Source organism: Arthrobacter sp. C9C5 (genome assembly GCF_013359735.1).
Classification (GTDB): domain Bacteria; phylum Actinomycetota; class Actinomycetes; order Actinomycetales; family Micrococcaceae; genus Arthrobacter.
The window spans coordinates 62,686-89,305 of sequence record NZ_JABFMX010000009.1 but is presented as its reverse complement, the minus strand read 5'-3'; the positions used below and the strand labels follow the sequence as shown (position 1 = coordinate 89,305).

The window sequence follows — 26,620 nt, the reverse complement described above, 5'->3', positions numbered from 1 at the left end:
ACCATCTCCGTTTCTGGCTGAGTTGAGCCGGTGTGGGCGCGGGCCGCCGGTGGCGCCGGGTACGGCGTCGACGGCGGATACCGCCCATTGCGCGGGGCCGGCCTGCCTTCAAAGGCGGGCCAGGTCCCTTAGGCGCCAACCGGGGCATACCCCGGACTATTCCATCGGGGGTTTCCGGCGGCGGCCGGCGCCAGCGCCTTTCGCTACAGCGACACGTCGCCGCAGAGGTGGACCTGCACTCCCAGCTCGGCAAAGAAAGCGGCCTTGGCTTCCAGAGCCTTGTCCGCCGTCGCGGCATCCGGGGCGTAGACCACCTGGGCGTGGTTGGCCTTGTGCCGGGCCATCAGCTGGTCCCGGCTGACGCCGTTGAGGACGGCGTGCATGATCGGCCACTGCGGGTCGGTCGCGTCCAGCCGCCGCCGGGTTTCCTCTTCCGGAAGCTCGACGACGTGGCCACGGCCGAGGTCAACGTGCAACCGGTCATCCATGATGAAGACCCGCGACCAGACGATCTCCCCCGGCTTGGAGACACCGCTGAGGGTACCGCCGCCCAGCGGGAAGAACATCGAGGGCTGGCGCATGCTGTAGGACTTGTCGTAGCCGCCGTTGTGGGAGGCCGGCACCGAGCCGGAGATTTCGAAAACCCAGACGAACTCGCCGTCGTAGTCGGCACCCCAGCGCACATCGTGCAGCGTGGTGGCGGGATCGAGTCCCATCGCGGTCCAGATTCGGTTGGTGATGAGGGCGTCGACGGCGACCCCTTCGTCCACTTCGTTGAAGTGCGGCAGCGCCTTGCCGGCGAACAGCTCGCGGCCCCCGTCGCGGGAGTAGACCGGTGGCCGCTGGACGTTGTTGAGCAGGCCTTCCGCCAGGTCCGAGGCCGGGACGGTGTCCTTGAGGCCCTGCTGATACTGGATGCCGACGGCGTCGACTCCGTAATCGTCCGAAATCCGCAGCGCCGCAATGTACATCTTCAGCTGGCTGTGGACCTGGTCGGGGGTCAGTTCCGTCGCCGGGTCGGTTCCGAAGTGGAAGGTCAGGCCGGCGTCGTCGAGCCAGCTCTTCACCGCGTCCGCCTCGGCGTCCGGGACCTTCTGCATCTCGGCCACGAGGGCGCTCTGCGAGAGCCGCTCCTTGTATATGCCCAGCGGGTTGAGCATTTCGTCGTCGATGATGGCGTTGTACATGCCCATGCAGCCCTCGTCGAAGACGCCGATGATGGCCTTGTCGGCCATCAGCTGCTGCGCCAGGGCGCGTCCCAGCCGGACCTCTTCGGTGTCCGCCAGCGGCGGCAGTTCGCGGACGTGGCTGGTGTCGTGGGTGATGCTGCCGGACGTGAGCCAGGACTTGAGCTTGCCCAGCGCCCATTCGTCGGTGAAGTCCTCGCTCCACAGCGCAGAGTAGTCGACCTTGGCCTTGGTCAGGCTTCCGGTGAGGTTGAGCAGCCCCACCAGGCCTGGGAAGTCGCCCGCCCAGTTCGCCACCACCAGGATCGGGCCGCGGTGCGTGCGCAGGCCCGCAAGGACGTGGTGGCTGTATTGCCAGACGGCCTCGACAACCACCACCGGCGCCGTGGGCGGGATGTTCTTGAAGACCTCCATGCCCATCCGCTGGCTGTCGATGAAGCCGTGCCCGGTGTCCGGGTTGATGCCGTGGGCGCGGACGACCTTGTAGCCGAGCGACTCCACGGCGGCGGCGAAGTGCCCTTCGAGCTGCTGCTGGGTGGGCCAGCACTTGGTGTTCGCGGCGAGCCGGAGGTCGCCGCTGCTGATGGTGTAGACCGTGTTGGCCTCAGCGGCGGGGGTCTCCGCGACGGCCGGGAAGGTGTAGTTGCTCATGGTGTGGATTCCCTTTCGAGGTTTTGGGGGCTCAGGCGTTCTTCTCGTCCGGCGAGGGCGTGGGCGATGTCCTGCGTGGCCGGGTAGAGCCGCAAATAGAGGTCGTATAACTCGTCATAGTCCGCGGTGAGGGCGGGGTTGGGGTGCACGGTCCGGGCCGGCGGATTCCATTCGCTGATGCTGACCTCCGCAACGGCGCCTGCGGCCAGATAAGCGGCGCCGTAGCTGGCGCCGATGGTCTGGCTCGGAATGAGCTGCGGCTGGCCGGTCACGTCGGAGACGATCTGGGTCCACAGCTCGCCCTGGGTCCCGCCCCCGACGGCCACGATGCGCTCGATATTTCCTCCGGCCAGCTCCATGGATTCGATGTTGTGCCGGACGCCCAGCGCCGTTGCCTCCAAGGCAGCCCGGTACAGGTCCCCGCGGGTGTGCGAGAGGGTCAGCCCGGCGATGATGCCGCGGGCTTGCGGATCCGCCACCGGGGTCCGTTCGCCGGCAAAGTAGGGCAGCATCAGCAGTCCCCTGGCGCCGGGGCCGGAGGCGGCGGCCAGCCCCAGCAGTTCCGGGAAGTCGAGGGAGCCGAAGAGTTCCTTGAGCCACGAGGTGACCGCCCCGGAGGTAGCCATCCCGCCGGCCAGGTTGCGGGTTCCCTCGAAGGCGCCGACCGTTCCCCACAGCTGGGGAGAGGTCACCCGGTCCGGCACGGTGTTCACGAGGAACATGGTGGTGCCATACATCAGCATCAGGTCGCCGTTGTTCTGGCTGTCCACGCTGACGGCTTCGCTCCAGGCGTCGATGGTTCCGGCGATCACCGGCACTCCAGCCGGCAGTCCGGTGGCGGCGGCGGCTTCCGGGGTGACGTACCCGGCGGTGTCGCCGGGCCAGAGCAGCGGTGGTAGTTCCAGTCCGGGGGCGATCTGGTCAGCGTAGGGCGGATACCATTCCAGCGCCCGCGTGTCGTAGAGCGGTGTGCACTGGCTGGCGGAGTGGTGGTCCAGCACGTACGCTCCGGTCAGGTGGTATGCGAGCCAGGACGAGGGCATGAAGAGCCGGCGGCTCTTTGCGAACACTTCAGGTTCGTGCCGGTCCAGCCATGCCAACTTCGGCCCGACCGCCTGCGTGGACAACACGGAGCCGCAGCGCTCCATGATGACGTCGTCGCCGCCAAGCCGGGCGGTCAGCGACTCGATCTGCTCGGTGGCCCGGGAATCGATGCCGTAAAGGATAGCCGGGCGAAGCGGGGTGCCCTCCGCGTCCGTGACCAGGACGCAGGGCCCCATGCCGCTGACCCCGACGGCGACAATTTCTTCGTCCGCATCCGCGCTGGTGAGCAGCTCGCGGCTGATCGCGGTGAACTCCTCCCACCACAGCTCCCCATCCATCTCGGCCCAGCCCGGCCGGGGCCGACTTACCTCGTGGCTGCGCGACGCGGAGCGGAGCACCCGGCCGGCCAGGTCCACGAGGACGCCCTTGCTGCTGCTGGTGCCGATGTCCACGCCGAGCACCGCCCGTGTTCGGGCCGGCTGCTCCGTCACGTGACCGGCCTCAGGCGCAGGCCCTGCATGCCGCCGTCGACTGCCAGTGAGGTTCCGGTCGTGGAGCCAGCGGCGGGCGAGGCCAGGTAGGCGATGGCGGCCGCCACCTCGTCCGCCGTGACCAGGCGGCCGTGGGGCTGGCGGGCGTTGAGCGCGGCGCGTTCGGCCTGCGGATCATCGCTTTGGTCCATCAGGCGGCCGATCCAGGGCGTGTCCGCAGTGCCCGGGTTCACGCAGTTGACCCGGATGCCTTCGCGGATGTGGTCCGCGGCCATGGCCAGCGTCAGGGACAGGACAGCGCCCTTGCTGGCGCCGTACAGCGCCCGCTGCGGCAGTCCGGCCGTGGCCGCGATGGAACACGTGTTGACGATCGCGGCAGCCGGCGAGCGGCGCAAATGCGGCAGCGCGGCGCGGCTGACCCGGACCATGCCAAGCACGTTGATGTCGAACACGCGGTGCCATTCCTCGTCGTCGTTGTCGGCGATGGTGCCCTGGGCGCCTATCCCGGCGTTGTTGACGACGACGTCGAGCCGGCCAAAGCGCCCGGCCACTTCATCGACGGCCGCGACTACGGAGGCGTCGTCGGCAACATCGCAGCGCACCGCGAAGTGCCCTTCGGCGGCGTCCTCCGGGTTCAGGTCCAGGACCGCCACTGCGGCTCCGGCTGCGGCGAGCCGCGCCGCCGCGGCGGCACCGATGCCGGAGGCGCCGCCAGTCACAATCGCGACCAGCCCGTCCATCTCCGTTGTCATGTTTTTCCTTTCCAAGATGTTTTTTTAGGTGCGCTGCGCCGGCTGGCGCCGGCAGGCACGGCGCGGACCGCTGGTTCAGGCCTGCGCGAAGACTTGCCGCTGGCGGCCGAGCCCCTCGATCTCTACCTCGACGACGTCGCCGGCCTTGAGGTACGGGAATTTGCCGGAAAGCGCCACGCCCTGGGGCGTGCCGGTAAGGACGACGTCACCGGGCTCCAGGGCCATGTACTGGCTGAGGTGGTGGATCAGGAAGTCGACCGGAAAGACCATGTCCGCTGTGCTGGAGTCTTGCCGCGGCTCGCCGTTGACCCAGCTACGGAGCCGGAGCCTGCCCGGGTCCACCTCGTCGGCCGGCACAAGCCACGGCCCGAGCGGGGAAAATCCGGGCGCACATTTGCCCTTGGACCACTGGCCGCCGGACTCCTCGATCTGGAAAGTGCGTTCAGACAGATCGTTGGCAACCAGATAGCCCGCAATGTGCTCCGCCGATTCCGCCGGCGACCCGAGGTAGCTGGCGCTCCGGCCGATCACCACTCCGAGTTCGACCTCCCAGTCGGTCTTGGTGGAATTGCGCGGGATGAACGCCGCATCGTCCGGCCCCGCGACTGTGTTGGGCGTCTTGAGGAAGATGATGGGAACCTCGGGCGGGAGCGCTCCGGATTCCGCGGCATGCGCGGCATAGTTCATCCCCACGCAGATGACCGCGGACGGACGGACGATCGGGGCACCGATCCGGACCCCCGCCGCATCCAGCGGCTCGAGTTCCCCGCGCTCCAGGGCGCGCCGCGCGGCCGCGACTCCCCCACCGGCCAGGAACTCGCCGGTGATATCCCGGGTCAGGGGAGATAGATCATATGTCTTTTCCGTTCCGGCGCTGTCGACGGCAATAACGGCGGGTCGTTCCGCTCCCGCGGCGCCCAGGCGAACCAACTTCACACTTCCTCCAAATCGGGCAACACTGCCCGCCGCTAACCCGGCAGCCGGACAGACTGCACGGAAAGGTGTCGCACACCACAATACAGATCACATCGTCGTTGACAAGCCATACATCCGATGTTTACTGTCGAAATCACCGCCCGACCGGGCGACGCGACATCCCCGGCGCTGCCCGGAGCATGAGGAGTTCCCACGTGAGTACCATCACCGCCGTCACGGTCAGTGACGTCCGCTTTCCGACGTCCTCGTCCCTGGACGGGTCGGATGCCATGAACCCCGACCCGGACTACTCTGCGGCGTACCTGGTGATCGGCACCGACGCCGGGGACGACCTCGAGGGCCACGGCTTCGTCTTTACCATCGGGCGCGGCACCGAAGTGGTGGCCAGCGCCCTCACCGCCCTCATCCCGTACCTCCAGGACCGGAACACCGAGGAGCTCCTGGACGACATGGGTGGGACCTGGCGCTCCATGGTGCACGACTCGCAGCTGCGCTGGCTGGGACCGGAGAAGGGGATTATGCACATGGCCATCGGGGCCGCCATTAACGCCCTGTGGGACCTGAAGGCAAAGCGCGCCGGATTGCCGCTGTGGCAGCTGCTGTCCCGGCTATCGCCCGAGGAGCTGGTTGACCTGGTGGACTTCCGCTACCTCAGCGATGCCCTCACCCCGGAGGAGGCCCTCGATCTCCTGCGCAGCGCGGAGGCCGGGCGTGCGGGCCGCGAGTCGGAGCTTCTCCGGGCTGGCTACCCGGCGTACACCACCACCCCTGGCTGGCTCGGCTATGACGACGCCAAGCTCGCCCGGCTGTGCCGCGAGGCCGTGGCGGACGGCTTCCCGCTGGTCAAACTCAAGGTCGGCGCCAACCTCGACGATGACGTCCGGCGCCTGCGCGTGGCCCGGGACGCCTGCGGCCCAGGCATCAAGATTGCCGTGGACGCGAACCAGCGCTGGGACACCGCGGAGGCCATCGAATGGATCCGCGGCCTCGGCGACCCTGACCTTGCCTGGGTAGAAGAACCCACGAGCCCGGACGACATCCTGGCGCACGCCGCGATCGCACGCGCCATCGCCCCGATTCCGGTGGCGACCGGGGAGCATGTCCAGAACCGGGTGGTGTTCAAGCAGATGCTGCAGGCCGGCTCCCTCGGGGTGCTGCAGCTCGACGCGGCCCGGGTCGCCGGCGTGAACGAGAACATCGCCATTTTGCTCCTCGCGGCGAAATTCGGGGTCCGGGTCTGCCCGCATGCCGGCGGCGTGGGGCTCTGCGAAGCCGTCCAGCACCTCTCGATGTTCGACTACGTGGCGGTTTCCGGGCAGCTGGAGGGCCGGATGATCGAATTCGTCGACCACCTCCACGAGCACTTCGTCGTCCCCGTCGAGGTCCATGGCGGCCGCTACTGGCCGCCGACTGCCCCCGGCGGCGGCAGCGAAATGAAGGCGAACTCCCTCGCGGAGTTCGCCTTCCCCGCCGGTCCGGCGTGGTCCACTCCGGTTGCAGCTGTGGCAGGCTAATCCGATGAGCACAGCCCCGGAACGCATCGCATTGCACACCCGGCTCAAGGCCGGCCGCGAGTCCGACTACGACCGGATCCACGCACGGATCCCCGCCGAGCTCGCGGCTGCCATGCGCGCGATCGGCGTCCACAGCTGGCGGATCTGGCGCAGCGGCCGGGAACTCTTCCACGTCGTAGAGGTCGACGATTACGCCAGAATGCGCAAGTTCCTGGCCGACCACCCCGCGAACATCCCCTGGCAGGCGGAAATGGCCGAACTCCTCGAGGTCGAGGACGACTACTCGGGCGAGGACCGCGGCATCCCGATGGTGTGGGAGCTTGCACGGCAATGACGCAACTTCCCCTCGGCCGTCTGGGCTACGGCGCCGCCGCTCTCGGGAACCTGTATTCGAGCATGGGCGACGACGCCGCCCGGCGCACCCTGGAGGCCGCCTGGCTCGGCGGAATCCGCTACTTCGACACGGCGCCGCACTACGGGCTCGGGCTGTCGGAACGGCGGCTCGGCGACTTCCTCCGCACCCGCCCCCGGGAGGACTACCTCATCTCCACCAAGGTCGGCCGCCTACTGGAGCCGAATCCGGCCTACCGGTCCGGCGAGCTGGACACCGAGGGCTTCGCGGTACCCGCCCGCAGCACCCGGCGGTGGGACTTCACCGAACGCGGCATCCGGCAGAGCCTGGAGGACTCCCTGAACCGGCTGGGCATCGAACGGGTGGACATCCTTTACCTGCATGACCCCGACGCCTACGACATGGACGCCGCACTCAGGGATGCCCTGCCGGCCCTGCGGCGGTTGAAGGACGAAGGCCTCGTCAGGGCCATCGGGGTGGGATCCAACTCCGCCGAGGCCCTGCACACGCTCGCCGACCGCGCCAACCTCGACCTGGTCATGCTCGCCGGCCGCTTCACCCTGCTCGAGCAGCCCGCCCTGGCCGGACTGCTGCCGCATTGCGTCGAACGCGGCGTCGGAGTCGTCGCCGCCGGAGTGTTCAACTCGGGCATCCTCGCCAAGGCGAAAGTTCCGGCGGGCGCCCATTACAACTACGGACCGGCGCCGAAAGAACTGTTGTCCCGGGCCCGGCGGCTCGCCGACGTCTGCGCCACGTTCGGCGTGGCTCTGCCCGACGCCGCCATCCAGTACCCGCTGCGGCACCCGGCCGTGCACAACGTGGTCATCGGGGCCCGCGGCGCGGAGCAGATCAACGCCAACATCGCCGGCATGGACCGGCCGCTCCCCCACGAGCTCTGGGACGCGCTCGAAGCGGAGGAGCTGATTCCCCGATGAGCGGACTGCCCACGATCGACTCGCACCTGCACCTGTGGAGCCTTGGCCGCAGCCGGTACCGGTGGCTGGATTCGGTGCCGGCGCTGAAACAGGATTTCACCGCCGCCCAAGCACGTGCGGAGCTCGATGCGGCGGGCGTGGCGGAGGCGATCCTCGTCCAGGCCGACGACACGCTGGAGGACACCCTGTTCCTGCTCGAAACGGCCGCCGCGGAACCTTGGATCCGCGGCGTGGTCGGCTGGCTCCAGCTGGACTCCCCTGCCCTTGCGGCAGCGCAGCTGGACCGGTGGCTGGAATCGGACAAGTTCTGCGGGGTGCGGCACCTGGTCCACGACGACCCGCGGGACGGCTTCCTCGCCCTCGCCCCGGTCCGTGAATCACTTGGCCTGCTTGCCGCGGCCGGCCTGCCCTTCGATGTTCCCGACGCGTTTCCGCGCCATCTCGGAGCCACGGCCGAACTGGCCGGGGCGCTCCCGGAGCTCACCGTCGTCGTGGACCACTTGGGCAAACCGCCGCTCGCGGATCCGGAGGCGATGGCTCGGTGGCGAAGCCACTTAGCCGCCTGCGCCGCCCGCCCCAACACGGTGGCGAAGCTGTCCGGCCTTCATATTCCCGGCGCGGAATATAGCGTCGCCGCGCTGGAGCCGGTGTTCCAAGAGGCGCTGAAGCTGTTCGGGCCGGCTCGGCTCATGTACGGCGGCGACTGGCCCGTGTCGGTCATTTCCGGGGGATACCAGCCCACCTGGCGGGTGCTGCATGAACTGATCCGAACGCTCAGTCCTGCTGAACAAGATGACATTCTCGCGGCTACAGCGAACCGGGTATACCGCCGCGGAGCGGTAGCCTGATTCCTTCCCGGCCGGGGCCCGGGATGACCGGGTCTAAGATGTTTTTCAGGCGTGCCGACGCCGGATGCACAGAATGGCGTTTTCCATGACAAACCCCCCAGCCGCGGCCGCCGCCGCGCAGAGCGATGCCGCCCCGGCCAAGATGGTCAAGGACGCGTCGCTGCCGATGTACAAGCAGCTGTGCGACCAGCTGATCCGCGAAATCTCGACCCGCAAGCTGGCCCCGGGGCACAGGCTCCCCGGCGAGCACGGCATGTGCGAGCTGTACGGGGTTTCCCGCACTGTGGTCCGGCAGGCACTGGGACAGCTCGAGCACGACGGCGTGATCGAGCGGGTCAAGGGCAAGGGCACCTTTGTGGCCCCCCGCAAGGTCTCTGAAAGCCTGGTCCATACCCTCCGCGGCCTTTACGCGGACGTGGAGTCCCGCGGCGGCCGCGTCTACAGCGATGTGCGCCGCCTGGAACTGGTCCCGGCCGACGAAACAGTGGCCGAGGCGCTCCGGATCCCCAAGGGCGAACCCGTCGTCGCCCTTGAGCGTCTCCGTTACGTCGAAGATTCCCCGTGGTCCCTCACCACCACCTACCTCCCCGGCGACATGGCGGAGATCGTACTCGGTGCCGACTTCCGCAACCAGTCGCTCTACGCCTTGCTGGCCAGCAACGGAATCCGGGCGCACCACGGCATTCGCTCGGTCGAGGCCACGGTGGCGAACAAGACGCAGGCCGAGGCGCTGGGCATCGTGAAGGGCGCCCCGCTGATGCAGCTGCGGAGCATCGTCTACGACGCAGCGGACCGGCCGCTGGAATTCTTCGTGGCCCACCACCGCGGGGACCAGAGCCGTTTTGAGGTTGTCATCGACGCCGCCTCGACGGGCTCCGGCACGGCCGGCTTCCACCGCGTCACCACCGGCTGAACGCCGCGGGCCGCGCGGGCCCGCTCCTCCTGACGATTCCCAAGGACCGGCTTGGCATGTAACCTGTAATTACAGGTTGCCGCTTCGGCAACGGCCTATTTGCTGATTCTCAGGAGACTTCTGCCCGTGAGCGAATTCATCACTCCCCCCGTTCCGCCCATGACCATCCGCTTCGACGCGCAGGCCGGCACCCTGTCGCCGCAAGGCCCGACGCTGGAACGCCGCATGTCGGACCTTGAAGGCCTGTTCGCGGACAAGGACGCCTGGAACGAGGCCGTCGCCAACGGCAATCCCGTGGTCTACTCCGTGGTTTCTACACCGGTTCCGGAAGCGGACCGGGAGCTCCCGCAGTCCATCACCACGATCGAACCCGGCACCACCGCCGGCGAGTTCTGGATGACGAAGGGCCACCAGCACCCGAACCACCAGGGCGAGATCTACCTGGGCATCTCCGGCCAAGGCGGCCTGCTGATGTTCGACGGCGAGAACACCTCATGGGTGGACATGGCCCCCGGCGTGATCGGCTACATCCCGCCGGGCTGGGCACACCGCAGCATCAACGTGGGCTCCGAGCCCTACAAGTTCCTCGCGGTCTATCCCGGCTGTGCCGGCCACGACTACGGCTGGGTCCTGGAGCACGGCATGGGCCGGCGCGTCTACACCTCGGACTCGGGCCACGAGTTCGCACCCTTCTTCGCAGCACAGGCCTAAGACGGAAGGACCGGTCCCATGATCATCGCTCACGATCTCGGCACGACGGGCAACAAGGCATCGCTGCACGAGGCTGACGGTACCCTCCTGAGGGCCGTCACCATCAGCTACGAGCCGCACTTCGCTGCCGGCGGCCGCGCCGAGCAGGATCCCGATGTCTGGTGGAACGCGGTGGTGCAGGCCACGCAGAAGCTGCTGGCCGAGACCGGCGTCGATCCGGCGTCGGTGCAGGGCCTCGTGGTCGGCGGGCAGATGATGGGGGCCGTGCTCCTCGACGGCAACTACGCGCCGGTCCGGCCCGCCCTGATCTGGGCCGATCACCGGAGCGTCGCCCAGTCCGATGAACTGGCCGGGGCCTTCGACGAGCGAGAGGCCTACGCCCTGCTCGGCCACCGGATCAACCCCACCTATTCGCTGAGCAAGGTCATGTGGGTCCGGGACAACGAGCCCGAGGTGTTCAGCCGCGTGCGCCACGTCTGCCTTGCCAAGGACTACGTGGTGCACCGGCTCACCGGGCGGCTCGCGACGGACCACTCCGACGCCTCCGCCACGAACGCCTACGACCAGACCACTGGAACCTGGTCGGAGCGGATGCTGGCCGCCGCCCGGATCGATCCGGCACTGTTTCCCGAAATCCTCAAGTCCACCGACGTCGTCGGCCCCCTCACCGCCGCCGCTGCGGCCGCCACCGGCCTCGGCACCGCCACGTCGGTGGTGACGGGCGGCGGCGACGGCCCGGTGGCGGCCGTGGGCGCCGGTGTCGTCTCCGAGGACGACCAGGCGTACGTCTACCTGGGCTCCTCCTCGTGGGTGCAGATCGTCACGGCCGCGCCGCTGATCGACCCGCTTCGCCGGACCATGACGTTCGACCACGTCATCGACGGGAAGTACGTCCCCACCGCGACCATGCAGGCCGGCGGAGCGTCCCTCCAGTGGGCCGTCGGGCTGTTCTCCGACCGCGGCGAGAAGGACCGATTTGACCGGCTCATTGCCGAAGCCGCCGGGGCAACCGCCAGCGAGTCGGGACTCTACTTCCTGCCGCACCTGCTCGGCGAGCGCTCTCCGTACTGGAACCCCCAGGCCGCCGGCGCCTTCGTTGGCCTTGAGATGCACCACGGCCGCGCTAACATGATCCGCTCGGTCCTTGAGGGCGTGGCCTTCAACCTGGGGACCTGCGTCAATGCCTTCAACGAGGCCGGGGCATCCATCAGCCGGATCGACGCCATCGGCGGCGGTGCCGCCAGCGACACCTGGCTGCAGATCATGGCCGACGTCTGGGGCGTGACCGTCCGGCGCCGGAGCATTGTTGAAGAAGCAAACAGCCTCGGCGCCGCAGTGACCGCAAGCGTGGGGCTCGGACTCGTGGCCGACTTCAGCGTCGCCCGGGACCTGTCCCGGGTGACCGCCGAGTTCCAGCCCGACCGCGAAGCGCACGAACGCTACACAGCCAGCCACCAGACCTTCCTCGACGCCTACGGCCAGCTGGAACCGTGGTTCCCCAACCGCCGGGGGAAGCGCTGATGCCGGTCATCCTCGTCACCTCCCGCTCCTTCTCGTCCGGCGAACAAGACCTGGTCTCCCGGCTGGAAAGCCGCGGCTACACCGTCCGGCGGGGCCCCGCGGACCACTCCCTGGACGCCATCGGCGCCGATCTGGCCGTGGCGGAAGGGTGGATCGCCGGAACCGGCGAGGTCACCGCTGCCCACCTGGACGCAGCGCCGCGGCTGAAGGTCCTGGCCCGGTACGGGGTGGGTTTCGAAGCCGTCGACATCCAGGCCGCAGCCGAGCGGGGCGTGGTGGTCACCAACACCCCCGGCGCCAATTCCAACGCCGTCGCCGAGCACGCCCTGGCCCTCATGCTGTCGGTCCTGCGCACCGTTCCGGAGGGCGACCGCCGGGTGCGGAACCGCGACTGGTCGGTTATCCGGGGCCGCGAACTGGGCTCGCTGACCGTGGGCCTGGTCGGATTCGGCCGGATCGGGCAGATCGTGGCACGCCTGCTCACCGGCTTCGGTTCCACCGTGTACGCCTCGGACCCGCTGATGGGCCCCGAACTGATCCGGAGCCTCGGCGCCGAACCGCTGGAGCTGGCGGAAATGGCGGCGAAATGCGACGTGATCTCCTTGCACGCCCCGGGCGGCCAGCAGCTCATCGACGCGGCTTGGCTGGCCGGCGCGGCGAAACCGCTCGTCCTGGTCAACACCGCCCGCCCGGAACTCGTGGATGAGGAGGCGGTCGCCGAGGCCCTGCGCACCGGAGGGCTCGCCGCCTTCGCGGCGGACACCCTGCGCGGAGACACGAGCGGGCAGGACTCCCCCGTGCTCGATCCGCAGCTCGCGGCCCGGGTGGTCATCACTCCGCACTTCGGTGCGCAGACCGTCCAGGCCGTCGACGGCATGGGATCCATCGCCGTGGACAACCTGCTTGCCGTCCTGGCAGGGCGGACGCCGCCCAACCCCGTCAGCCCGACTCCTATGAAAGTGAACTAATGGCCGACCTTCTCAAACTCAGGCAGACCGGGATCCTCGCCGTCGTGCGGGCCCCCAGCACCGAGAGCGCCCTCCGCGGCGCCGCCGCACTCCTGGAGGGGGGCGTGACCGGACTGGAGATCACGTACTCGACCCCCGACGCCCCCGCCGTCATCCGCGCCCTGCGTGCCGAATACGGCGACAAGATCTACCTGGGCGCCGGCACCGTGCTCACCCGCGCCCAGGCCGAGGACGCCGTCGACGCCGGTGCGGAGTTCCTGGTCAGCCCCGGCACCGTCGCCGAGACCGTCACGGCGATGAAGGCCACCGGATCCCTCGTCATGGCCGGAGCCCTGACCCCCACCGAGGTTCTTACCGCAGTCGGCCTGGGCGCCGACGTCGTCAAGATTTTCCCTGCCTCCCTCGGCGGCCCCTCCTACTTCAAGGCCCTCCGCGGCCCGCTGCCGGACGTGCCGCTGATGCCCACCGGAGGGGTCACCCCCGGCAACATCGGCGAATGGTTCGACGCCGGAGCCGTCGCCGTCGGCGCCGGCGGCGACCTCTGCTCCACCGCCGACCTCGCCGCCGGACGCTATGACCTGGTTCGCGAGAAGGCCCTCAACTTCAGCGCCGCGCTGGAAAGGACGCTTGCATGAACGGCTACATGGGATTTGTCGGTGTGACCACCTCGGGGTCCTCGATCATGAAAATATTTCCGGAGTGGGCGCGGATCCTTCAACTGCCGACCGACCGGCTGACGGGCCACGACCTCCCCCTGGGGGCCAGCCGGGAACAGTACCGCGAGCTGGTAACCCGGATCCGCGACGACAAGAACCACCGCGGCGCCCTGGTCACAACCCACAAGATGGACCTGTACCAGGCCGCCCATGACCTCTTCGACGAGATCGACGAGTTCGGCCGGCTTTGCGGCGAGATCTCCAGCATTTCCAAACGGGACGGCCGGCTGATCGGCCACGCCAAGGACCCCATCACCGCGGGCCTCGCACTCGAGGAGTTCCTGCCGCCGGGCCACTTCAAGGAAACCGGCGCCCACGTCATCTGCCTGGGCGCCGGCGGTGCCGGAACCGCCCTGAGCTGGTACCTGGCCGGCCACACCGACGCGCCGGAGAAGATCATCTGCACCGACACCAGCCCGGTCCGCCTCCAGCACCTCGCGGACGTCCACACCCGGGGCCAGCTCCCCGCCGGCCTGTTCGAGTACCGGCTCATCGAGGGGCCCGCGGACACGGCGCGCGTGATGGCCGAAGCCCCTGCGGGCAGCCTCGTGGTCAACGCCAGCGGCCTCGGCAAGGACCGGCCGGGATCCCCCGTCCCGGACGGCGTCGACTTCCCCCAGGAAGCGATTGTGTGGGAGTTCAACTACCGCGGCTCCCTCGAGTTCCTGGCCCAGGCCCGCGAACAGGCGGAACGCCGGCAGCTGACCGTCATTGACGGCTGGCGCTACTTCATCCACGGCTGGAGCCAGGTCATCGCCGAGGTGTTCGACGTCGAACTCACCGACCAGCTGTTGGACCAGCTGTCCGAAGCCGCAGCCAGCGCCCGATGAACTTCGTCCGCACCGTCCTCGGAGACATCGACCCGGCGTCGCTCGGACCGACGAACTATCACGAGCACCTGTTCCAGTCCTCTCCCCTGCTGCCGGGGGACGAGCTGGACGACGAGGCCCTTTCCGGCCGGGAAGCGGCTCTGCTGTGCGGCGCCGGCATGGCTGCGATGGTGGAGGCGACCCCGCTGGGCCTGGGGCGGAATCCCGCGGCGACGGCACGCATCGCCGCCGCCACCGGGCTGCACATTGTCGCCACCACGGGTGCCCACCGCGAGGCCCACTACCCCCAGGGGCACTGGCTCCGCGCGGAACGGGAAGAGAAACTTGCTCGGCGGTTCACCGTTGAGCTCACGGCCGGCGGCGGGGCACCCGAAGAATCCGCGGAACCATCGGCGGAATCTTCCGACCCGGAGACCGGCGCTTCCGTCCCCGGCCCGGCGCCGATGCGTGCGGGGCTGCTGAAGGCAGGGATCGGCTACTGGTCCATCACCGCCTTTGAACACCGCGTGCTGGCGGCCGTGGCGGTGGCCCACGCCGTCACGGGCGCCCCGGTCATGGTCCACCTGGAATTCTGCACGGCCGCCCACGAACTGCTCGACCTCCTAGCCGCCGCCGGCGTCCCCGAGTCCCGGGTGATCCTGGCCCACGCCGACCGGAACCCCGACGCCGGACTGCACCTCGAGCTGGCCTCCCGCGGTGCCTACTTGGGCTACGACGGCATGGCACGCCCCAAGGGCCGCACAGATGCGGAGATCATCACCCTCGCAGGGCAGGTCATCGCCGGCGGCGGCGGAAGCCGTCTGCTCCTTGGCGGCGACGTCGCCCGCCGCACCCGGTACGTCTCCTACGGCGGGATGCCCGGCCTGGCCTACCTCCCCGAGCGCTTCGTTCCGCGGCTGGCGGACGCCGTCGGCGCCGCCGCTGTGGACCGGATCCTGGTCGACAACGCCGCCCGGGTGCTGCAGTGGCGCACCGGCCCCGAGCCGGACTAGGCAACGTCGGGCCACCGGCCAGCCGCAGCACCCACACAGAGAGAGGCCCCGGAGAAATCCAGGGCCTCTCTCTGTGTGTACTGCCAGGTGCAGCGCAGCTGCTTACTTGTTACGGCACCTTACTGGTAAAGCACAGCCGCGATCTTGGCGTCATCCATGTTGGTCTTGTCGTACCAGTAGAACGGGGTGTCGGTGACCTTCGGCATGGACTTGCCCTTGGAAGCGTCAATAGCGGCCTGCACCGTGGCGGCACCCATGCCGATCGGATCCTGCGTGATGGCACCGGCCATCAGTCCGCTGCGGATCGCGTCGAGCTGGGCCTTGCCGGAGTCGAAGCCAATGACGGTGAGCTTGCCCGGCTTGAGGCCAAGTTCGGTGACCGCGTTGACGATGCCCACGGCCGAGCCTTCGTTGGTGCCGTAGAGGCCCTTGAGGTTCGGGTGGCCCTGGATCATCGCCTTGGCGATGTCCGCGGACTTCAGGTGGTCGCCGTCGCCGTACTGGACGTCGACAACCTTGATGTCCGGGTACTTGGCCTTCATCTCGTTGAGGAAGCCGTCGCGGCGTTCCACGCCGGTGCTGTTGATCTGGCTGTGGCCGACGACGGCGATCTCGCCGCTCTTGCCGATCAGCTCAGCCATGTGGTCGGCTGCCATCGCGCCGGCATCCATGCTGTTGGTCTTGGCCAGGTTCACCGGGTAGTCGCTCTTGCAGCCGGCGTCGAACTGGACCACGGGGATGTTGGCGGCCTTGGCCTGCTCAATGGCCGGGACACAGGCTTCCGGGTCCAGCGCGGCGTAGGCAATCGCCGTCGGCTTCTTGTCGATGGCGGCCTGGAGCATCTGCAGCTGCGAATCGACTTCGGTTTCGGCAGCCGGGCCCTCGAAGGTGATCTTGACGTTGAGCTCCTTGGCCTTGTCCTCGGCGCCCTTCTTCACGGCCTGCCAGAACTGGTGCTGGAAGCCCTTGGAAATCATGGCGACGTACGGGGTACCGCCATCGCCCCCGCCGCTGGGGGTCGCGCTGCCGGAGCCGCCGCAGGCGGTCAAGGAAAGAGCTGCGGCGAGGACGCCCGCCGCGAGGGCCTTTTTACCGAGTTTCATGTAAATCTCCATCCAGTGAACGGGCCGGCAACATTGCGGGCCCTTGACCATTGTTGTTGGTTTCGAACGTTAAGTACAGGTAGATACAAGTTATTTTTTTGATCTAGTTTTCTGTGGCTGTGGCGCCCGCGTGGGGGCGGCGCTGCGGGCCCGCCTAAGCCTCCCGGCGGCGGCGCAGGGAGTCGGTGAAGACGGCCACGAGGATCACGATTCCCACCACGACGGTCTGCCACTCGGTCTGCACCGACATGATGCGCAGGCCGTTGATCAGCACGCTCATGATGAGGGCGCCGATGAGGGTGCCGAGGACCGAGCCCCGGCCGCCGAGAAGAGAGGTTCCGCCGATGATGACGGCTGCGATGGCCTGCAGTTCATAGCCGGATCCCAGCTGAGGCTGCGCAGAGTCGAGGCGGGCAGCGATGACAACGCCGGCCACGCCGGTGAAGATGCCCGCAACGGTGTAGACGAGGATCTTCCACTTGCCGGTGTTCACACCGGAAATCTTGGTGGCTTCCTCGTTGCTGCCGATCGCGAAGATATAGCGGCCCAGCAGGGTCTTGCCGAGCACCAGGTACGCCGCAATGCCGGTCAGGACCAGGATCAGGACGGCGTTGGGAAGGCCCGGGATGAGCTGGCCCAGGGCAATGTCCTTGAAGCCCTGGACCTTGCTGAAGTAGATCGGCCGCACGCCGGAAAGGACCAGCGCAAGGCCCTGGGCGATCAGCATCATGGCCAAGGTGGCGATGAACGGCGGAAGCTTCAGGATCGATACATTCAGGCCGTTGATCAGGCCCATCAGGGCGCCCGTCGCGATGCCGCCGAGCACTCCGATGAACAGCGGAAGCTGAAGGTTCACCAGCAGGAGGCCCGTGACCACCGAGCACAGCGTCATGCCCGTCCCGATCGAGAGGTCGATTCCGGAGGTGATGATCACGAGGGTGGTGCCGAACGCCAGGATGCCGATCACCGCGGTGGAAAGCAGGATTCCGGAGATGTTCGTCCAGGTAAAGAAGTTGCCGCTGGCCAAGGAGAAGAAGGCAAGCAGGACGATCAGGGTTCCGAAGGCCAGCGACTGCTGCAGCCGCTGGCGCAGGAAGGATCCCCCGGGTGATTCGCGCTTGACCGCGTCCGCGGACGCCTCCGTGCGCGGGACAGACTTTACTTCACTCATTTTTCCGCTCCCTGCTGCTCCACCCGTGTGGCGTAGTCCATGATTTTTGCTTGATCAGCACCGTCGCTGTCGATTTCCCCGGTGATGCGGCCTCCGGCCATGACCATGATCCGGTGGGACAGCCGGAGAACCTCCGGCAGTTCCGAGGAGATCATGATGATCGACTTGCCCCGCGCCACCAGGTCGTTGAGCAAGCGGTAGATTTCTTCCTTCGCACCGATGTCGATGCCGCGCGTCGGCTCATCGAAGATGAGGATGTCGCAGTCGCGGGCCAGCCACTTGGCAATGACGACCTTCTGCTGGTTTCCGCCCGAGAGGTTCTTCGTGGTCGCAAACATCGACGGCGTCTTGATCCGGAGCGAGTCAATATATTTCTGCGAGGTGCCCTTGCCCGAGCCGGCCTTCATGAACCCGACCGGATTCGTGTAGTTTCCGAGCGAGGACAGCAGGATGTTGGTGTTCACGTCCCGGTCCAGCAGCAGGCCCAGGCTCTTGCGGTCCTCGGACAGGTAGCCGATCCCGTGCTTGACGGCGTCGGCAGGCTGGCCGATCTTCACCTCCTTGCCGTTGACGAAGATCCGCCCCTCGGTCATCCGGTCGGCTCCGATGATGGCCCGGGCCAGTTCGGTCCGGCCTGCCCCCATCAGTCCGGAGAACCCCAGGATCTCCCCGCGCCGCAGTTCGAAGCTGACATCCTTAAGAAGCTTCCGCGTGCTGAGGTTTTCTACACGGAGGACGACGTCGTCCACGTTGTCCCGGCGGACGTTCTCCGGGCGGGCGTTCTCGTCGATCTCCCGGCCGACCATCAGCTTGATCACCTCGTGCTGGCTGGCGGTCGCGGTGTCCATGGTGGCGATGTATTTACCATCGCGGAGGATGGTGATGCGGTCGGTGATCCGCTTCAGCTCCTCCATCCGGTGCGAAATGTAGATGACGCCGACGCCGCGGTCGCGGAGGTCCCCGATCAGGCGGAAGAGGGTCTCGGTTTCCGAGGTGGTAAGGGCCGACGTCGGCTCGTCCATGATGACGACCTTGGCGTCGAAGGACAGCGCCTTGGCGATCTCCACCATCTGCTGCTTCGCTACGGTGAGGTTCTCGACCAGGTCGGTCGGGGCGAATTCCTTGATGCCGAGCCGGCCAAGCAGCTCGGCGGTCTGCCGGTTCAGCTTCTTTTCGTCCAGCAGAAGGCCGCCGAGACGCCGAGGCTCGCGGCCGATGTAAATGTTCTGGGCCACCGTGAGGTGGGACATCAGGTTCATTTCCTGATGGACGATGATGATGCCGAGCTCTTGGGCATGCCGCGGGCCGTCAATCTGGACCGGAACGCCCTCGAGGTAGATGGTCCCGGCGTCTTTTTGGTAGATGCCGGACAGGATCTTCATCAGACTGGACTTTCCCGCGCCGTTCTCGCCGACCAGGGCGATAACCTCGCCCTTATTGACGTCGAAGTGGACATCACTCAGAGCCTGGACGCCGGGAAAGCTTTTGCTGATCCCTTCGACCTTCAGTAGTGGTTCACCCACTGTCTCACCTACTTCTTCGGAGATAACGCTGGTGCCTTGCGGCCGGTACTCGTGGATTTGGACGACGGCCGGCAACACTGCCGACCCTCAACTTGTATCTCGATGTATCTATCCTTGGTCCATAACTAGAGTAAGGTCAAATATGACCTAAAACACACCCTTTGGTCGGATGTTTAGAAATCGTTATGGGAGAAACATATGATGATTGGCTGTCACAGCTTGGTCTGGAACGGCTCGTTGGACCCGGTTTCCTTCGCGGAATCAGCGCGAATGACGTCCGAGGCCGGCTTCGACTTGCTGGAAATCCCACTCATGGACCCCTGGTCCTTCGAGCCGACGCAGGCCTCCCGCTCGCTCAGGGAGCACGGACTGGCCGCCACCGCCTCGCTGGGCCTGACGGCGCAGACCGACCTCAGCAGCGAGGATCCGTCCGTGGTCGCCAGGGGCGAAGAGACCCTGAACAGGTGCTTGGAAATCGTGCACGACCTTGAGGCGGACTACCTGTGCGGCGTGATCTACAGCGCCATGCAGAAGTATTCCAGGCCCGCCACTGAAGCCGGCCGACGCAACAGCGCCGAGGCCTTGCAGCGGCTTGCGGAGCGGGCCGCCAGCCTCGGCATCCGCCTCGGCCTGGAGGTGGTGAACCGGTACGAAAGCAACCTGCTCAACACCGGCCGGCAGGCCCTCGCGTTCATCGAGGAGATCGGCCACCCCAACGTCTACCTGCATCTGGACACGTACCACATGAACATCGAGGAACCAGACCTGCTGAGCCCCGTGCTCGCGGCAGGCAAGAAGCTGGGCTACGTTCACATCGGGGAGAGCCACCGTGGCTACCTCGGGTCCGGCAGCGTGGACTTCGGCGCCTTCTTTCGCGGCCTCGCCCTCATCGGCTACGACGGCCCCGTGGTATTCGAGTCCTTCTCCTCCGCCGTGGTGGACGACAATCTCAGCAACACCCTGGGCGTGTGGCGGAACCTGTGGGACGATTCGGCCAACCTGGGCTCCCACGCCAACAGCTTCATCCGCGGCCAGCTGGCGTCAGTCTCCTCCATCGACAAGCACTAAACATCTGACCTATGAGGAATAACATATGACAAACGAGACCGGAAACGGCCGAGAAGGCGTCATCATCGTCGGCAGCATCACTGCGGACGTCACAACTTTCTCGAAAAGATTGCCGAAACGAGGGGAAACCATTCTCGGCGAAGAGTTCACCCTGCTGCTGGGAGGCAAGGGCGCCAACCAGGCCGTCGCGAGCGGCCTCGCCGGTGCACCGTCCTTCATGGTGGGGTGCGTGGGCAACGACCTCTTCCGGCCACTGGTCACGGGAGGGCTGGAGGACCACGGCGTCGACACCAGCGAACTCCGTGTGGTCGAGGCCCCCACCGGGATCGCCCACATCCGGGTGGACGACTCCGGCGAAAACGACATCGTGATGGTGCCGCTCGCCAATGATCATCTGGGGCCGGAGCAGATCACTGCCGCGATCGCCCGGCTGGCGCCCAGGGCGTCGGTGCTGCTGACCCAGCTGGAAATTCCGCGGGAAGCTGCCGCGCACGCCGTCCGCGCAGCCCGGGCAGCCGGGCTAACAGTCGTCCTGGACCCGGCTCCCGCCGCCGCCCTGGACCAGCAGACCTGGGCGGGCGTGGACTACGTGACACCCAACGAGACGGAAGCCAGCCTGATCACCGGGATTCCGGTCACGGACCAGGCCAGCGCCATCCGCGCCGGGCAATGGTTCCTGGCGCAGGGAACCGGAGGCGCTATCATCACCCTGGCGTCTGCCGGCGCCGTCCTGGTCACTGCCGACCGGCAGGCCGTCTTCGAATCCTTCCCCGTCACCGCGGTGGACACCACGGCCGCCGGAGACGCGTTCTCCGGCTACCTTGGAGCCTCGCTCGCCGCCGGCCTGTCTATTGACGACGCGATCCGGCGCGCAATGGCCGCCGGGGCACTGGCCGTGACCAAGAAGGGGGCGTCCCCCAGCCTGCCCTCCGCGGCCGACGTCGAGCTCTTCCTTTCCAGCAACGTCCCGAGCCACTAGGAGCACCCCAGATGAGAAAAACCCACGGAATCCTGAACGGGCAACTATCGCGCATCGTTTCCGAGACCGGCCACACGGACACCCTCGTGGTCACCGACGCGGGCCTGCCCATCCCGGCCGGGGTCGAGCGCGTCGACCTGGCCTACTTCCCCTCCGAACCGCCGTTCCTCAAGGTCCTCGATGCCGTGCTCGCGGAAGTGGTCATCGAGGGCGCAACGCTGGCCGAGGAGCTGCGCGAGGCGAGCCCGGCGATGCTGGCGCAGATCCTGGAGCGCCTCGAGGCGGCAGGCGTCGTGCCGGAGTTCGTCCCGCATGTCGAGTTCAAGGCGCAGACATCCGGGGCCCGCGCGGCCGTGCGCTCCGGCGAGTTCACCCCGTACGCGAACGTGATCCTGCATGCAGGCGTTGCCTACGGCCCGGGCCAGGACTAGGAGGGGCCGTGCACTTTTATCTGGATACGGCGTCGCGGGCCGAGGCCGAACCGCTGCTGCGCAGCGGCCTGTTCGCGGGCCTGACCACGAACCCCAGCATCCTCGCCGGCGCAGGCTTGCTGAACCGACAGATTCCCGAGCTGGTCGACTGGGCGGGGGCTGCCGGCGCCGGCACGGTGTTCGTCCAGGCCTGGGGTTCCACCCGGGCCGAGCTGGAGGACCGCGGCGACTGGATCCACTCGCTGGGCGACAACCTCGTGGTGAAGGTTCCCGCCACCGCGGAGGGTGTCGCGGCGGCCAGGGCGCTGGCAGCCCGGGGCGTGCGGATTCTGGTCACCGCCGTCTACGCGAGGGAACAGGCCCTGCCCGCCATGGCGGCCGGGGCAGAGTTCCTGGCCCCGTACCTGGGCCGGATGAACGACGCCGGCCGCGACGGGACCGCAGAGATCGCGGCCATCCAGCAGTGCATCACCGCCGGAGGCTCGCCGATGAAGCTCCTCGTGGCAAGCCTGCGGGAGGCGGCCCAGATCTCGGCGCTGGCCCAGCTGGGGGTCTCGCATTTCACCCTGGCGCCGGTCACGTGGCACAAGTTCTTCTCGGATCCGCTGACGGCCGCCGCCGTCGAGGTCTTCGAAACGGAATCCGAGCGGATGGGCGTGGCCGGCTAAGACCCGGGCCGGGTCCTATTTGGCCGGCAGCGAGCGCTTGAGCCAGTGTTCGACGCCGCTGACGTGGACGATCGTGAGGGCCCGGGCCAGGTCCGCATCGTGGTTTGCCAGCGCGTCCGCTATCGCCCGGTGCTCCGCGAGCGTCCGGGCGACGGCGTCTTCCTCCGTCAGCGCGCGCCACACCCGTGCCCGCACGGTGCGGCTATTGAGGCCGGAGAGCAGGCTCGCCAGATAGGAGTTGCCTGAGGCCTCCGCGATCAGCGCATGGAAGTTCAGGTCGTGTTCGACCAGGTTTTCCGCGGAGTCGACGTCGACGTCGTCGATCTCCTTGTGGAGCAGCGCGAGCTGCTCCGGCGAGACCGCCTGCGCCGCAAGCGAGGCCGCCGAGGCTTCCAGGATCCGCCGCACTTCGAGCAGCTCAAGGACCGAGGAATCCCGGCTGAGGTCCACCATGAACGCCACCGATTCCTTCAGCAGCGCCGGCTCGAGGCTCGTGACATAGGTCCCGTCCCCACGCCTGACGTCAAGTACCCTGATGGTCTCGAGAGCCTTCACGGCCTCGCGCAGGGAACTGCGGGAGAGCCCGAGCTTCTCACTCAGCTCATTTTCCGGAGGTAGTTTGTCTCCGGGCGACAACTCGCCGGTGAGAATCATGTCCTTGATTCTGGCGATCGCATCATCGGTTAGGGCCATTGGCCCAGCATAGTTCACCGCCGGAATGGCCCGACGCAGCCAATCCGGACGGGACACAGAGGGAAGGAGCAGCGTGGCGGCAACCGTTCGCGGCGAGGAGATTGGGCTCGAGGCGGTCTTTTGGGACCTCGACGGCACACTGGTGGACACGGAACGCCACTGGACCGCGGTGCAGACGGAGCTGGTCGAGAGCTTCGGCGGAACCTGGACCGAGGCCCAGGCCCTGTCGATCATGGGCTGCTCCCAGGCCGATTCGATCAAGGTCCTGCAGCGCGCGGGCGTCCGCCTTTCCGACGACGAGATCGCCCGTCGGGTGACGGGAGGCGTCCGGGACCGCATCAGCGAAAGCGTCCATTGGCGTCCCGGGGCCGCGGAGCTGCTGGCCGGCCTCCGGGCACACGGCGTGCCGTGCGTGCTCGTGACCATGTCCCACCGCCACATTGTTGGCGACATCCTGAACCACTTTCCGGCCGACAGCTTTGAGCTGGCCGTGACCGGGGACATGGTTTCGCAGGGCAAGCCGCATCCCGAAGCGTATGAGACCGCGTTCCGCCGCCTCGAGCGCATCCGGCCGCAACTCTCCAGCAGGAGGGTCATCGCCATCGAGGACTCGCTGCCGGGAACCCGGGCCGCCCGCGCGGCCGGGCTGCCGACGATCGGTGTTCCGCACCTTGCGCCGCTGCCGGCCGCGGACGGGCTGACCATCTGGCCCACCCTGGCAGGCCGCGGCGTCCCGGACCTGTATGCCGTCATCGCCGCTTCGGGCCACGGCCGCGCCGAAGGCCCCTAGGACCGGGAGGCCTAGGATTCGACTTCCGCCGCCGGGGTCAGCCAGCTGAGCTGCGAGCCGTCTTCCTCAATCAGGCCGCCCAATTCGGCGTTGAAGACCTTGCTGTGCTCCGCGGCGATATGCGCCTGGAACGCCTCTTCGTCGCGGTAGATCTCATAGACAAAGTAGGCATTCGAATTTTCTCTCCGGGTGTGCGGATCGAAGACAAGGTTTCCGCTCTCGCCGCGGACCTTTGCGGTCAGTTCGGCCATCATCTCCGCGACCCGGTCCTCGGCCCCGGTCTTGACCGTAAATTCGGCATACAAAGCAACAGGCACTGGCATTCCTCTCCCTCGGTGGATCCGACTCTAGCCGTCCAGGCCGACGGAGCGAAGCGTTCCTGCGGCCGCGCCGGCACCCGACGTGATGGCGGCTCCCGGGGCGGGCGCTCGGGGAGCCGCCGGCGCGTCAGTTGACGGCGTGTCAGTTGACGGCGCGCACCACCGGGATCGACGCCGTCGCCGGACCTGGGAACACCGTTGGCTCCGGGCTCACCACGGCGTGCAGCGGCACGGTCACCGGCTCGCCGCCCACGGTGAACCGTTCACCGCGCACGTCGACGTCCAGCGGCGCGCCCTCCCGGACGGTCAGCCGGAGCGCCGCGTGGTCCAGCTCGACGTGCAGCAGCCCGCCGCGGAGTTTCAGGTGGAAGGACAGGGAGTCCCATTCGGCCGGCAGCCGCGGATCGAAGTACGGCACCTGGCCCTGGTCGCGCAGGCCGGCGAAGCCGCTGACCAGCGAGCTCCAGACCCCGCCGGTGGAGGCGATGTGCACGCCGTCGATCGTGTTGCCGTGCGTATCGTCCAGGTCGATGTACAGCGCGTGGATGAAGTGGTCCAGCGCGGCCTGGCCGTACCCGACCTCGGCGGCCATGATGCCCTGCACACAGGCGGACAGGGTGGAGTCGCCGGTGGTGATGGGGTCATAGAAGTCGAAGGCGCGGCGCTTTTCCTCCGCCGTGAAGTCCTGCCATTGCAGGAACATGGCCAGCACCGTGTCCGCCTGCTTGAGCACCTGGTGCCGGTAGATCACCAGCGGGTGGAAGTTCAGCAACAGCGGGTACTTCGACCGCGGCGTGTCCCAGTCCCACGGTTCCAGGGTCATGAAGTCGTTGTCCTGCGAGAAGACCTGGAGGTCCTCGTCGTAGGGCAGCTGCATCCGGTTCGCGGCCTGCTCCCAGACCTCCCGCTCGGCGTCGTCGATCGCCGGGTGGTCCAGCGCCGCGGCGGCGCGCAGGTTAAAGCGGGCCATGACGTTGGTGTAGAGGTTGTCATTGACGACGGCGGTGTACTCGTCCGGGCCGGTCACGCCGTGGATGTGGAACAGCCCGTCCTTGCCGAAGAAGCCCAGCGAGGCCCACATCCGGGCGGTCTCGATCAACAGGTCGGAGCCGAGGGTCTCCTGGAACTCGGTGTCACCGCTGGCCCAGATGTAGCGGTTCGTGGCAAAGGCGACCGCGGCGGCGATGTGGAACTGCGCGGTGCCGGCGGCGTAGTAGGCGCTGGCCTCCAGGCCGTTGATGGTGCGCCAGGGGAACAGGGCGCCGTCCACGCTGAGCTCCTTGGCGCGGACCCTGGCCTCAGGCAGCAGGTCGTGGCGGAACTCGAGGACCTGGCGGGCGTTGCCGGGGCTGGTGTAGGTCAGGTAGGGCAGCAGGTACACCTCCTGGTCCCAGAAGTAGTGCCCGTCGTAGCCGGAGCCGGACACGCCCTTGGCCGGAATGCCGGCCACGTCTGCGCAGGCCGTGGCCTGCGCCAGCTGGAAAAGGTTCCAGCGGATGGCCTGCTGCAGCTCGGCCTGGCCGCCCACCACGATGTCGCTGGTGGTCCAGTAGTCGCGGTAATGCGCCTCGCTCTGGGCGAAGATCTCGGCGACGGGCAGCAGGGCCCGCTCGGCGGTGTCGGCGAGGTCTTCGTCGGCGGCGCCTCCTACGGCGTAGGAGACGCTCTTCTCCAGCACGAACGGCGTATCCGCGCTGACGGCCAGGACGTAGCGGACGCTACTGTCGTCCTGATCCACCTGGGTGTCGAACGGCTGGACACCGGCGGAGGTCCAGTGGTCTACGGCCATGCCGAGCCGCTGCTTGGACTCGGCGGCCTCCCAGGAGAGCCGGAGCGAGCCGTCGCCGCCGTCGAGCCTTACCGGGAGCAGCACACGTCCGGCGTGCCGGCCGGCGCGGCGCGGGTCATGCGCCGAGTGGTCCTCCACCGGCTGGTCCTGCCGGTTCACCACGGCGGAGGTCACGTCGGCGGAGATGTCCCGGTCGGCCGCGACTTCCAGCGAGATGCCGAGGGCACCGCGCGCCTGGTACCCCACCGCGCGGCGTTCCGTGGTGGTCACGGTGGCGCCGGAGCGGCACTGCCAGACGATCCGGCACTCGTAGACGCCGGTGGCGAAGTCCACGCTCCGCCGGTAGTCCAGCACCGTGGATTCCTCGAGGGTGAGCATCTCGCCGTCGATGACCACGACGAAGTTGTTGGCATCCGGAACGTAGAGGATGCGCTGGCCGGTGCGGGCGAAGCCATACGCATTTTCCGCGTGCTTGATGTCCCAGATCTCGTGGAAGCCGTTGATGAAGCTGCCCGGGAGTTCGGCGTCGGAGGCTGCCCAGTGGGCGCCACGGATGCCGAGGTGGCCGTTGCCGAGGCTGAAGAGGGTCTCCAGCGTTCCGGCATTGCCCGGCAGGTGGACGGTTTCCACGAGCTGCCAGGGGTCATTGGGGAACCTGGCGCGGTCCGAGGTGATGAGAGCCATGGTTGGGGTCCTTTGGCGGTGACGGTTGTGCGGGTGGGTG

Annotated in this window: 26 protein-coding genes; 16 read left to right on the top strand and 10 right to left on the bottom strand. The window is 67.7% G+C overall.

The features are described 5' to 3' along the window. Positions 1 to 203: 203 nt before the first annotated feature. The 4 genes from HNO80_RS08995 to HNO80_RS08980 form a co-directional block, all read right to left on the bottom strand. Positions 204 to 1,838 (bottom strand): fucose isomerase, encoded by a 1,635-nt coding sequence (locus HNO80_RS08995; RefSeq protein WP_175322511.1) that lies wholly within the window; start codon positions 1,836 to 1,838, stop codon positions 204 to 206. Then, positions 1,835 to 3,373, bottom strand: coding sequence for an FGGY-family carbohydrate kinase (locus HNO80_RS08990; protein ID WP_175322510.1), 1,539 nt, complete (start codon positions 3,371 to 3,373; stop codon positions 1,835 to 1,837). The genes HNO80_RS08995 and HNO80_RS08990 overlap by 4 nt, the downstream gene beginning before the upstream one ends. Continuing rightward, positions 3,370 to 4,125: an SDR family NAD(P)-dependent oxidoreductase gene (locus HNO80_RS08985; RefSeq protein ID WP_175322509.1), complete on the bottom strand. Its 756-nt coding sequence runs from the start codon at positions 4,123 to 4,125 to the stop codon at positions 3,370 to 3,372. The genes HNO80_RS08990 and HNO80_RS08985 overlap by 4 nt, the downstream gene beginning before the upstream one ends. A 75-nt stretch (positions 4,126 to 4,200) precedes the next feature. Continuing rightward, positions 4,201 to 5,061 (bottom strand): fumarylacetoacetate hydrolase family protein, encoded by an 861-nt coding sequence (locus HNO80_RS08980; RefSeq protein ID WP_175322508.1) that lies wholly within the window; start codon positions 5,059 to 5,061, stop codon positions 4,201 to 4,203. Between the two features lie 194 nt (positions 5,062 to 5,255). On the opposite strand from HNO80_RS08980, the gene HNO80_RS08975 reads away from it, so the two are divergent. The 11 genes from HNO80_RS08975 (at position 5,256) to HNO80_RS08925 (ending at position 15,361) form a co-directional block, all read left to right on the top strand. After that, entirely contained in the window at positions 5,256 to 6,575 is a 1,320-nt protein-coding gene (locus HNO80_RS08975) for an enolase C-terminal domain-like protein (RefSeq protein WP_175322507.1), read from the top strand. A 4-nt stretch (positions 6,576 to 6,579) separates the two neighbouring features. Then, the gene (locus HNO80_RS08970; RefSeq protein ID WP_175322506.1) at positions 6,580 to 6,909 is read left to right on the top strand and encodes an L-rhamnose mutarotase; all 330 of its coding nucleotides are present in this window, start codon (positions 6,580 to 6,582) and stop codon (positions 6,907 to 6,909) included. Beyond that, positions 6,906 to 7,862, top strand: coding sequence for an aldo/keto reductase (locus HNO80_RS08965; RefSeq protein ID WP_175322505.1), 957 nt, complete (start codon positions 6,906 to 6,908; stop codon positions 7,860 to 7,862). The genes HNO80_RS08970 and HNO80_RS08965 overlap by 4 nt, the downstream gene beginning before the upstream one ends. Beyond that, positions 7,859 to 8,710, top strand: a complete 852-nt coding sequence (locus tag HNO80_RS08960; RefSeq protein WP_175322504.1) for an amidohydrolase family protein — start codon at positions 7,859 to 7,861, stop codon at positions 8,708 to 8,710. The genes HNO80_RS08965 and HNO80_RS08960 overlap by 4 nt, the downstream gene beginning before the upstream one ends. A gap of 85 nt (positions 8,711 to 8,795) precedes the next feature. Beyond that, positions 8,796 to 9,623, top strand: a complete 828-nt coding sequence (locus HNO80_RS08955) for a GntR family transcriptional regulator (RefSeq protein WP_175322503.1) — start codon at positions 8,796 to 8,798, stop codon at positions 9,621 to 9,623. 126 nt (positions 9,624 to 9,749) lie between these two features. Beyond that, positions 9,750 to 10,334: a glucose-6-phosphate isomerase family protein gene (locus HNO80_RS08950; RefSeq protein WP_175322502.1), complete on the top strand. Its 585-nt coding sequence runs from the start codon at positions 9,750 to 9,752 to the stop codon at positions 10,332 to 10,334. Positions 10,335 to 10,352: 18 nt separating this feature from the next. Continuing rightward, the gene (gene xylB / locus HNO80_RS08945; protein WP_175322501.1) at positions 10,353 to 11,855 is read left to right on the top strand and encodes a xylulokinase; all 1,503 of its coding nucleotides are present in this window, start codon (positions 10,353 to 10,355) and stop codon (positions 11,853 to 11,855) included. Beyond that, a complete protein-coding gene (locus HNO80_RS08940) occupies positions 11,855 to 12,823 on the top strand; it encodes a 2-hydroxyacid dehydrogenase (RefSeq protein ID WP_175322500.1) in 969 nt (322 codons plus the stop codon). The genes xylB and HNO80_RS08940 overlap by 1 nt, the downstream gene beginning before the upstream one ends. Further along, positions 12,823 to 13,458 carry a bifunctional 4-hydroxy-2-oxoglutarate aldolase/2-dehydro-3-deoxy-phosphogluconate aldolase gene (locus HNO80_RS08935; RefSeq protein WP_175322499.1) on the top strand — a complete coding sequence of 212 codons (636 nt, stop codon included), beginning with the start codon at positions 12,823 to 12,825 and terminating at the stop codon, positions 13,456 to 13,458. The genes HNO80_RS08940 and HNO80_RS08935 overlap by 1 nt, the downstream gene beginning before the upstream one ends. Further along, the gene (locus HNO80_RS08930; protein ID WP_175322498.1) at positions 13,455 to 14,369 is read left to right on the top strand and encodes a shikimate dehydrogenase family protein; all 915 of its coding nucleotides are present in this window, start codon (positions 13,455 to 13,457) and stop codon (positions 14,367 to 14,369) included. The genes HNO80_RS08935 and HNO80_RS08930 overlap by 4 nt, the downstream gene beginning before the upstream one ends. Then, entirely contained in the window at positions 14,366 to 15,361 is a 996-nt protein-coding gene (locus HNO80_RS08925; protein WP_175322497.1) for a phosphotriesterase family protein, read from the top strand. The genes HNO80_RS08930 and HNO80_RS08925 overlap by 4 nt, the downstream gene beginning before the upstream one ends. Before the next feature lie 119 nt (positions 15,362 to 15,480). Here the strand turns inward: HNO80_RS08925 and HNO80_RS08920 are convergent, their stop codons facing one another. The 3 genes from HNO80_RS08920 to HNO80_RS08910 form a co-directional block, all read right to left on the bottom strand. After that, positions 15,481 to 16,464 carry an ABC transporter substrate-binding protein gene (locus HNO80_RS08920; RefSeq protein ID WP_175322496.1) on the bottom strand — a complete coding sequence of 328 codons (984 nt, stop codon included), beginning with the start codon at positions 16,462 to 16,464 and terminating at the stop codon, positions 15,481 to 15,483. A 154-nt stretch (positions 16,465 to 16,618) separates the two neighbouring features. Beyond that, positions 16,619 to 17,635, bottom strand: coding sequence for an ABC transporter permease (locus HNO80_RS08915; RefSeq protein ID WP_175322495.1), 1,017 nt, complete (start codon positions 17,633 to 17,635; stop codon positions 16,619 to 16,621). After that, a complete protein-coding gene (locus HNO80_RS08910; protein ID WP_175322494.1) occupies positions 17,632 to 19,158 on the bottom strand; it encodes a sugar ABC transporter ATP-binding protein in 1,527 nt (508 codons plus the stop codon). Before HNO80_RS08910 ends, HNO80_RS08915 begins: the two co-directional genes overlap by 4 nt. A 270-nt stretch (positions 19,159 to 19,428) precedes the next feature. Between HNO80_RS08910 and HNO80_RS08905 the strand changes: the two genes are divergently transcribed. From HNO80_RS08905 to HNO80_RS08890, 4 genes are read left to right on the top strand one after another with little or no spacing between them, the layout of a single operon-like run. Further along, the gene (locus tag HNO80_RS08905) at positions 19,429 to 20,226 is read left to right on the top strand and encodes a sugar phosphate isomerase/epimerase family protein (RefSeq protein WP_249777239.1); all 798 of its coding nucleotides are present in this window, start codon (positions 19,429 to 19,431) and stop codon (positions 20,224 to 20,226) included. A gap of 25 nt (positions 20,227 to 20,251) precedes the next feature. Then, a complete protein-coding gene (locus HNO80_RS08900) occupies positions 20,252 to 21,205 on the top strand; it encodes a ribokinase (protein ID WP_175322492.1) in 954 nt (317 codons plus the stop codon). An 11-nt stretch (positions 21,206 to 21,216) separates the two neighbouring features. Next, complete coding sequence (gene rbsD / locus HNO80_RS08895; RefSeq protein ID WP_175322491.1) at positions 21,217 to 21,636, top strand: D-ribose pyranase; 420 nt, start codon at positions 21,217 to 21,219, stop codon at positions 21,634 to 21,636. Between the two features lie 8 nt (positions 21,637 to 21,644). Continuing rightward, positions 21,645 to 22,304: a transaldolase family protein gene (locus HNO80_RS08890; RefSeq protein WP_175322490.1), complete on the top strand. Its 660-nt coding sequence runs from the start codon at positions 21,645 to 21,647 to the stop codon at positions 22,302 to 22,304. Positions 22,305 to 22,319: 15 nt separating this feature from the next. On the opposite strand, the gene HNO80_RS08885 is transcribed toward HNO80_RS08890, so the two are convergent. Then, positions 22,320 to 22,997 (bottom strand): FadR/GntR family transcriptional regulator, encoded by a 678-nt coding sequence (locus HNO80_RS08885; RefSeq protein ID WP_175322489.1) that lies wholly within the window; start codon positions 22,995 to 22,997, stop codon positions 22,320 to 22,322. A gap of 73 nt (positions 22,998 to 23,070) precedes the next feature. Here HNO80_RS08885 and HNO80_RS08880 point away from each other — a divergent pair, with 73 nt between their 5' ends. Continuing rightward, positions 23,071 to 23,787: an HAD family hydrolase gene (locus HNO80_RS08880; protein ID WP_175322488.1), complete on the top strand. Its 717-nt coding sequence runs from the start codon at positions 23,071 to 23,073 to the stop codon at positions 23,785 to 23,787. Positions 23,788 to 23,798: 11 nt separating this feature from the next. On the opposite strand, the gene HNO80_RS08875 is transcribed toward HNO80_RS08880, so the two are convergent. Both HNO80_RS08875 and HNO80_RS08870 read right to left on the bottom strand, forming a co-directional pair. Beyond that, positions 23,799 to 24,104, bottom strand: coding sequence for a putative quinol monooxygenase (locus HNO80_RS08875; protein ID WP_175322487.1), 306 nt, complete (start codon positions 24,102 to 24,104; stop codon positions 23,799 to 23,801). 145 nt (positions 24,105 to 24,249) lie between these two features. After that, entirely contained in the window at positions 24,250 to 26,580 is a 2,331-nt protein-coding gene (locus HNO80_RS08870; RefSeq protein ID WP_175322486.1) for a glycoside hydrolase family 65 protein, read from the bottom strand. Positions 26,581 to 26,620: the final 40 nt, after the last annotated feature.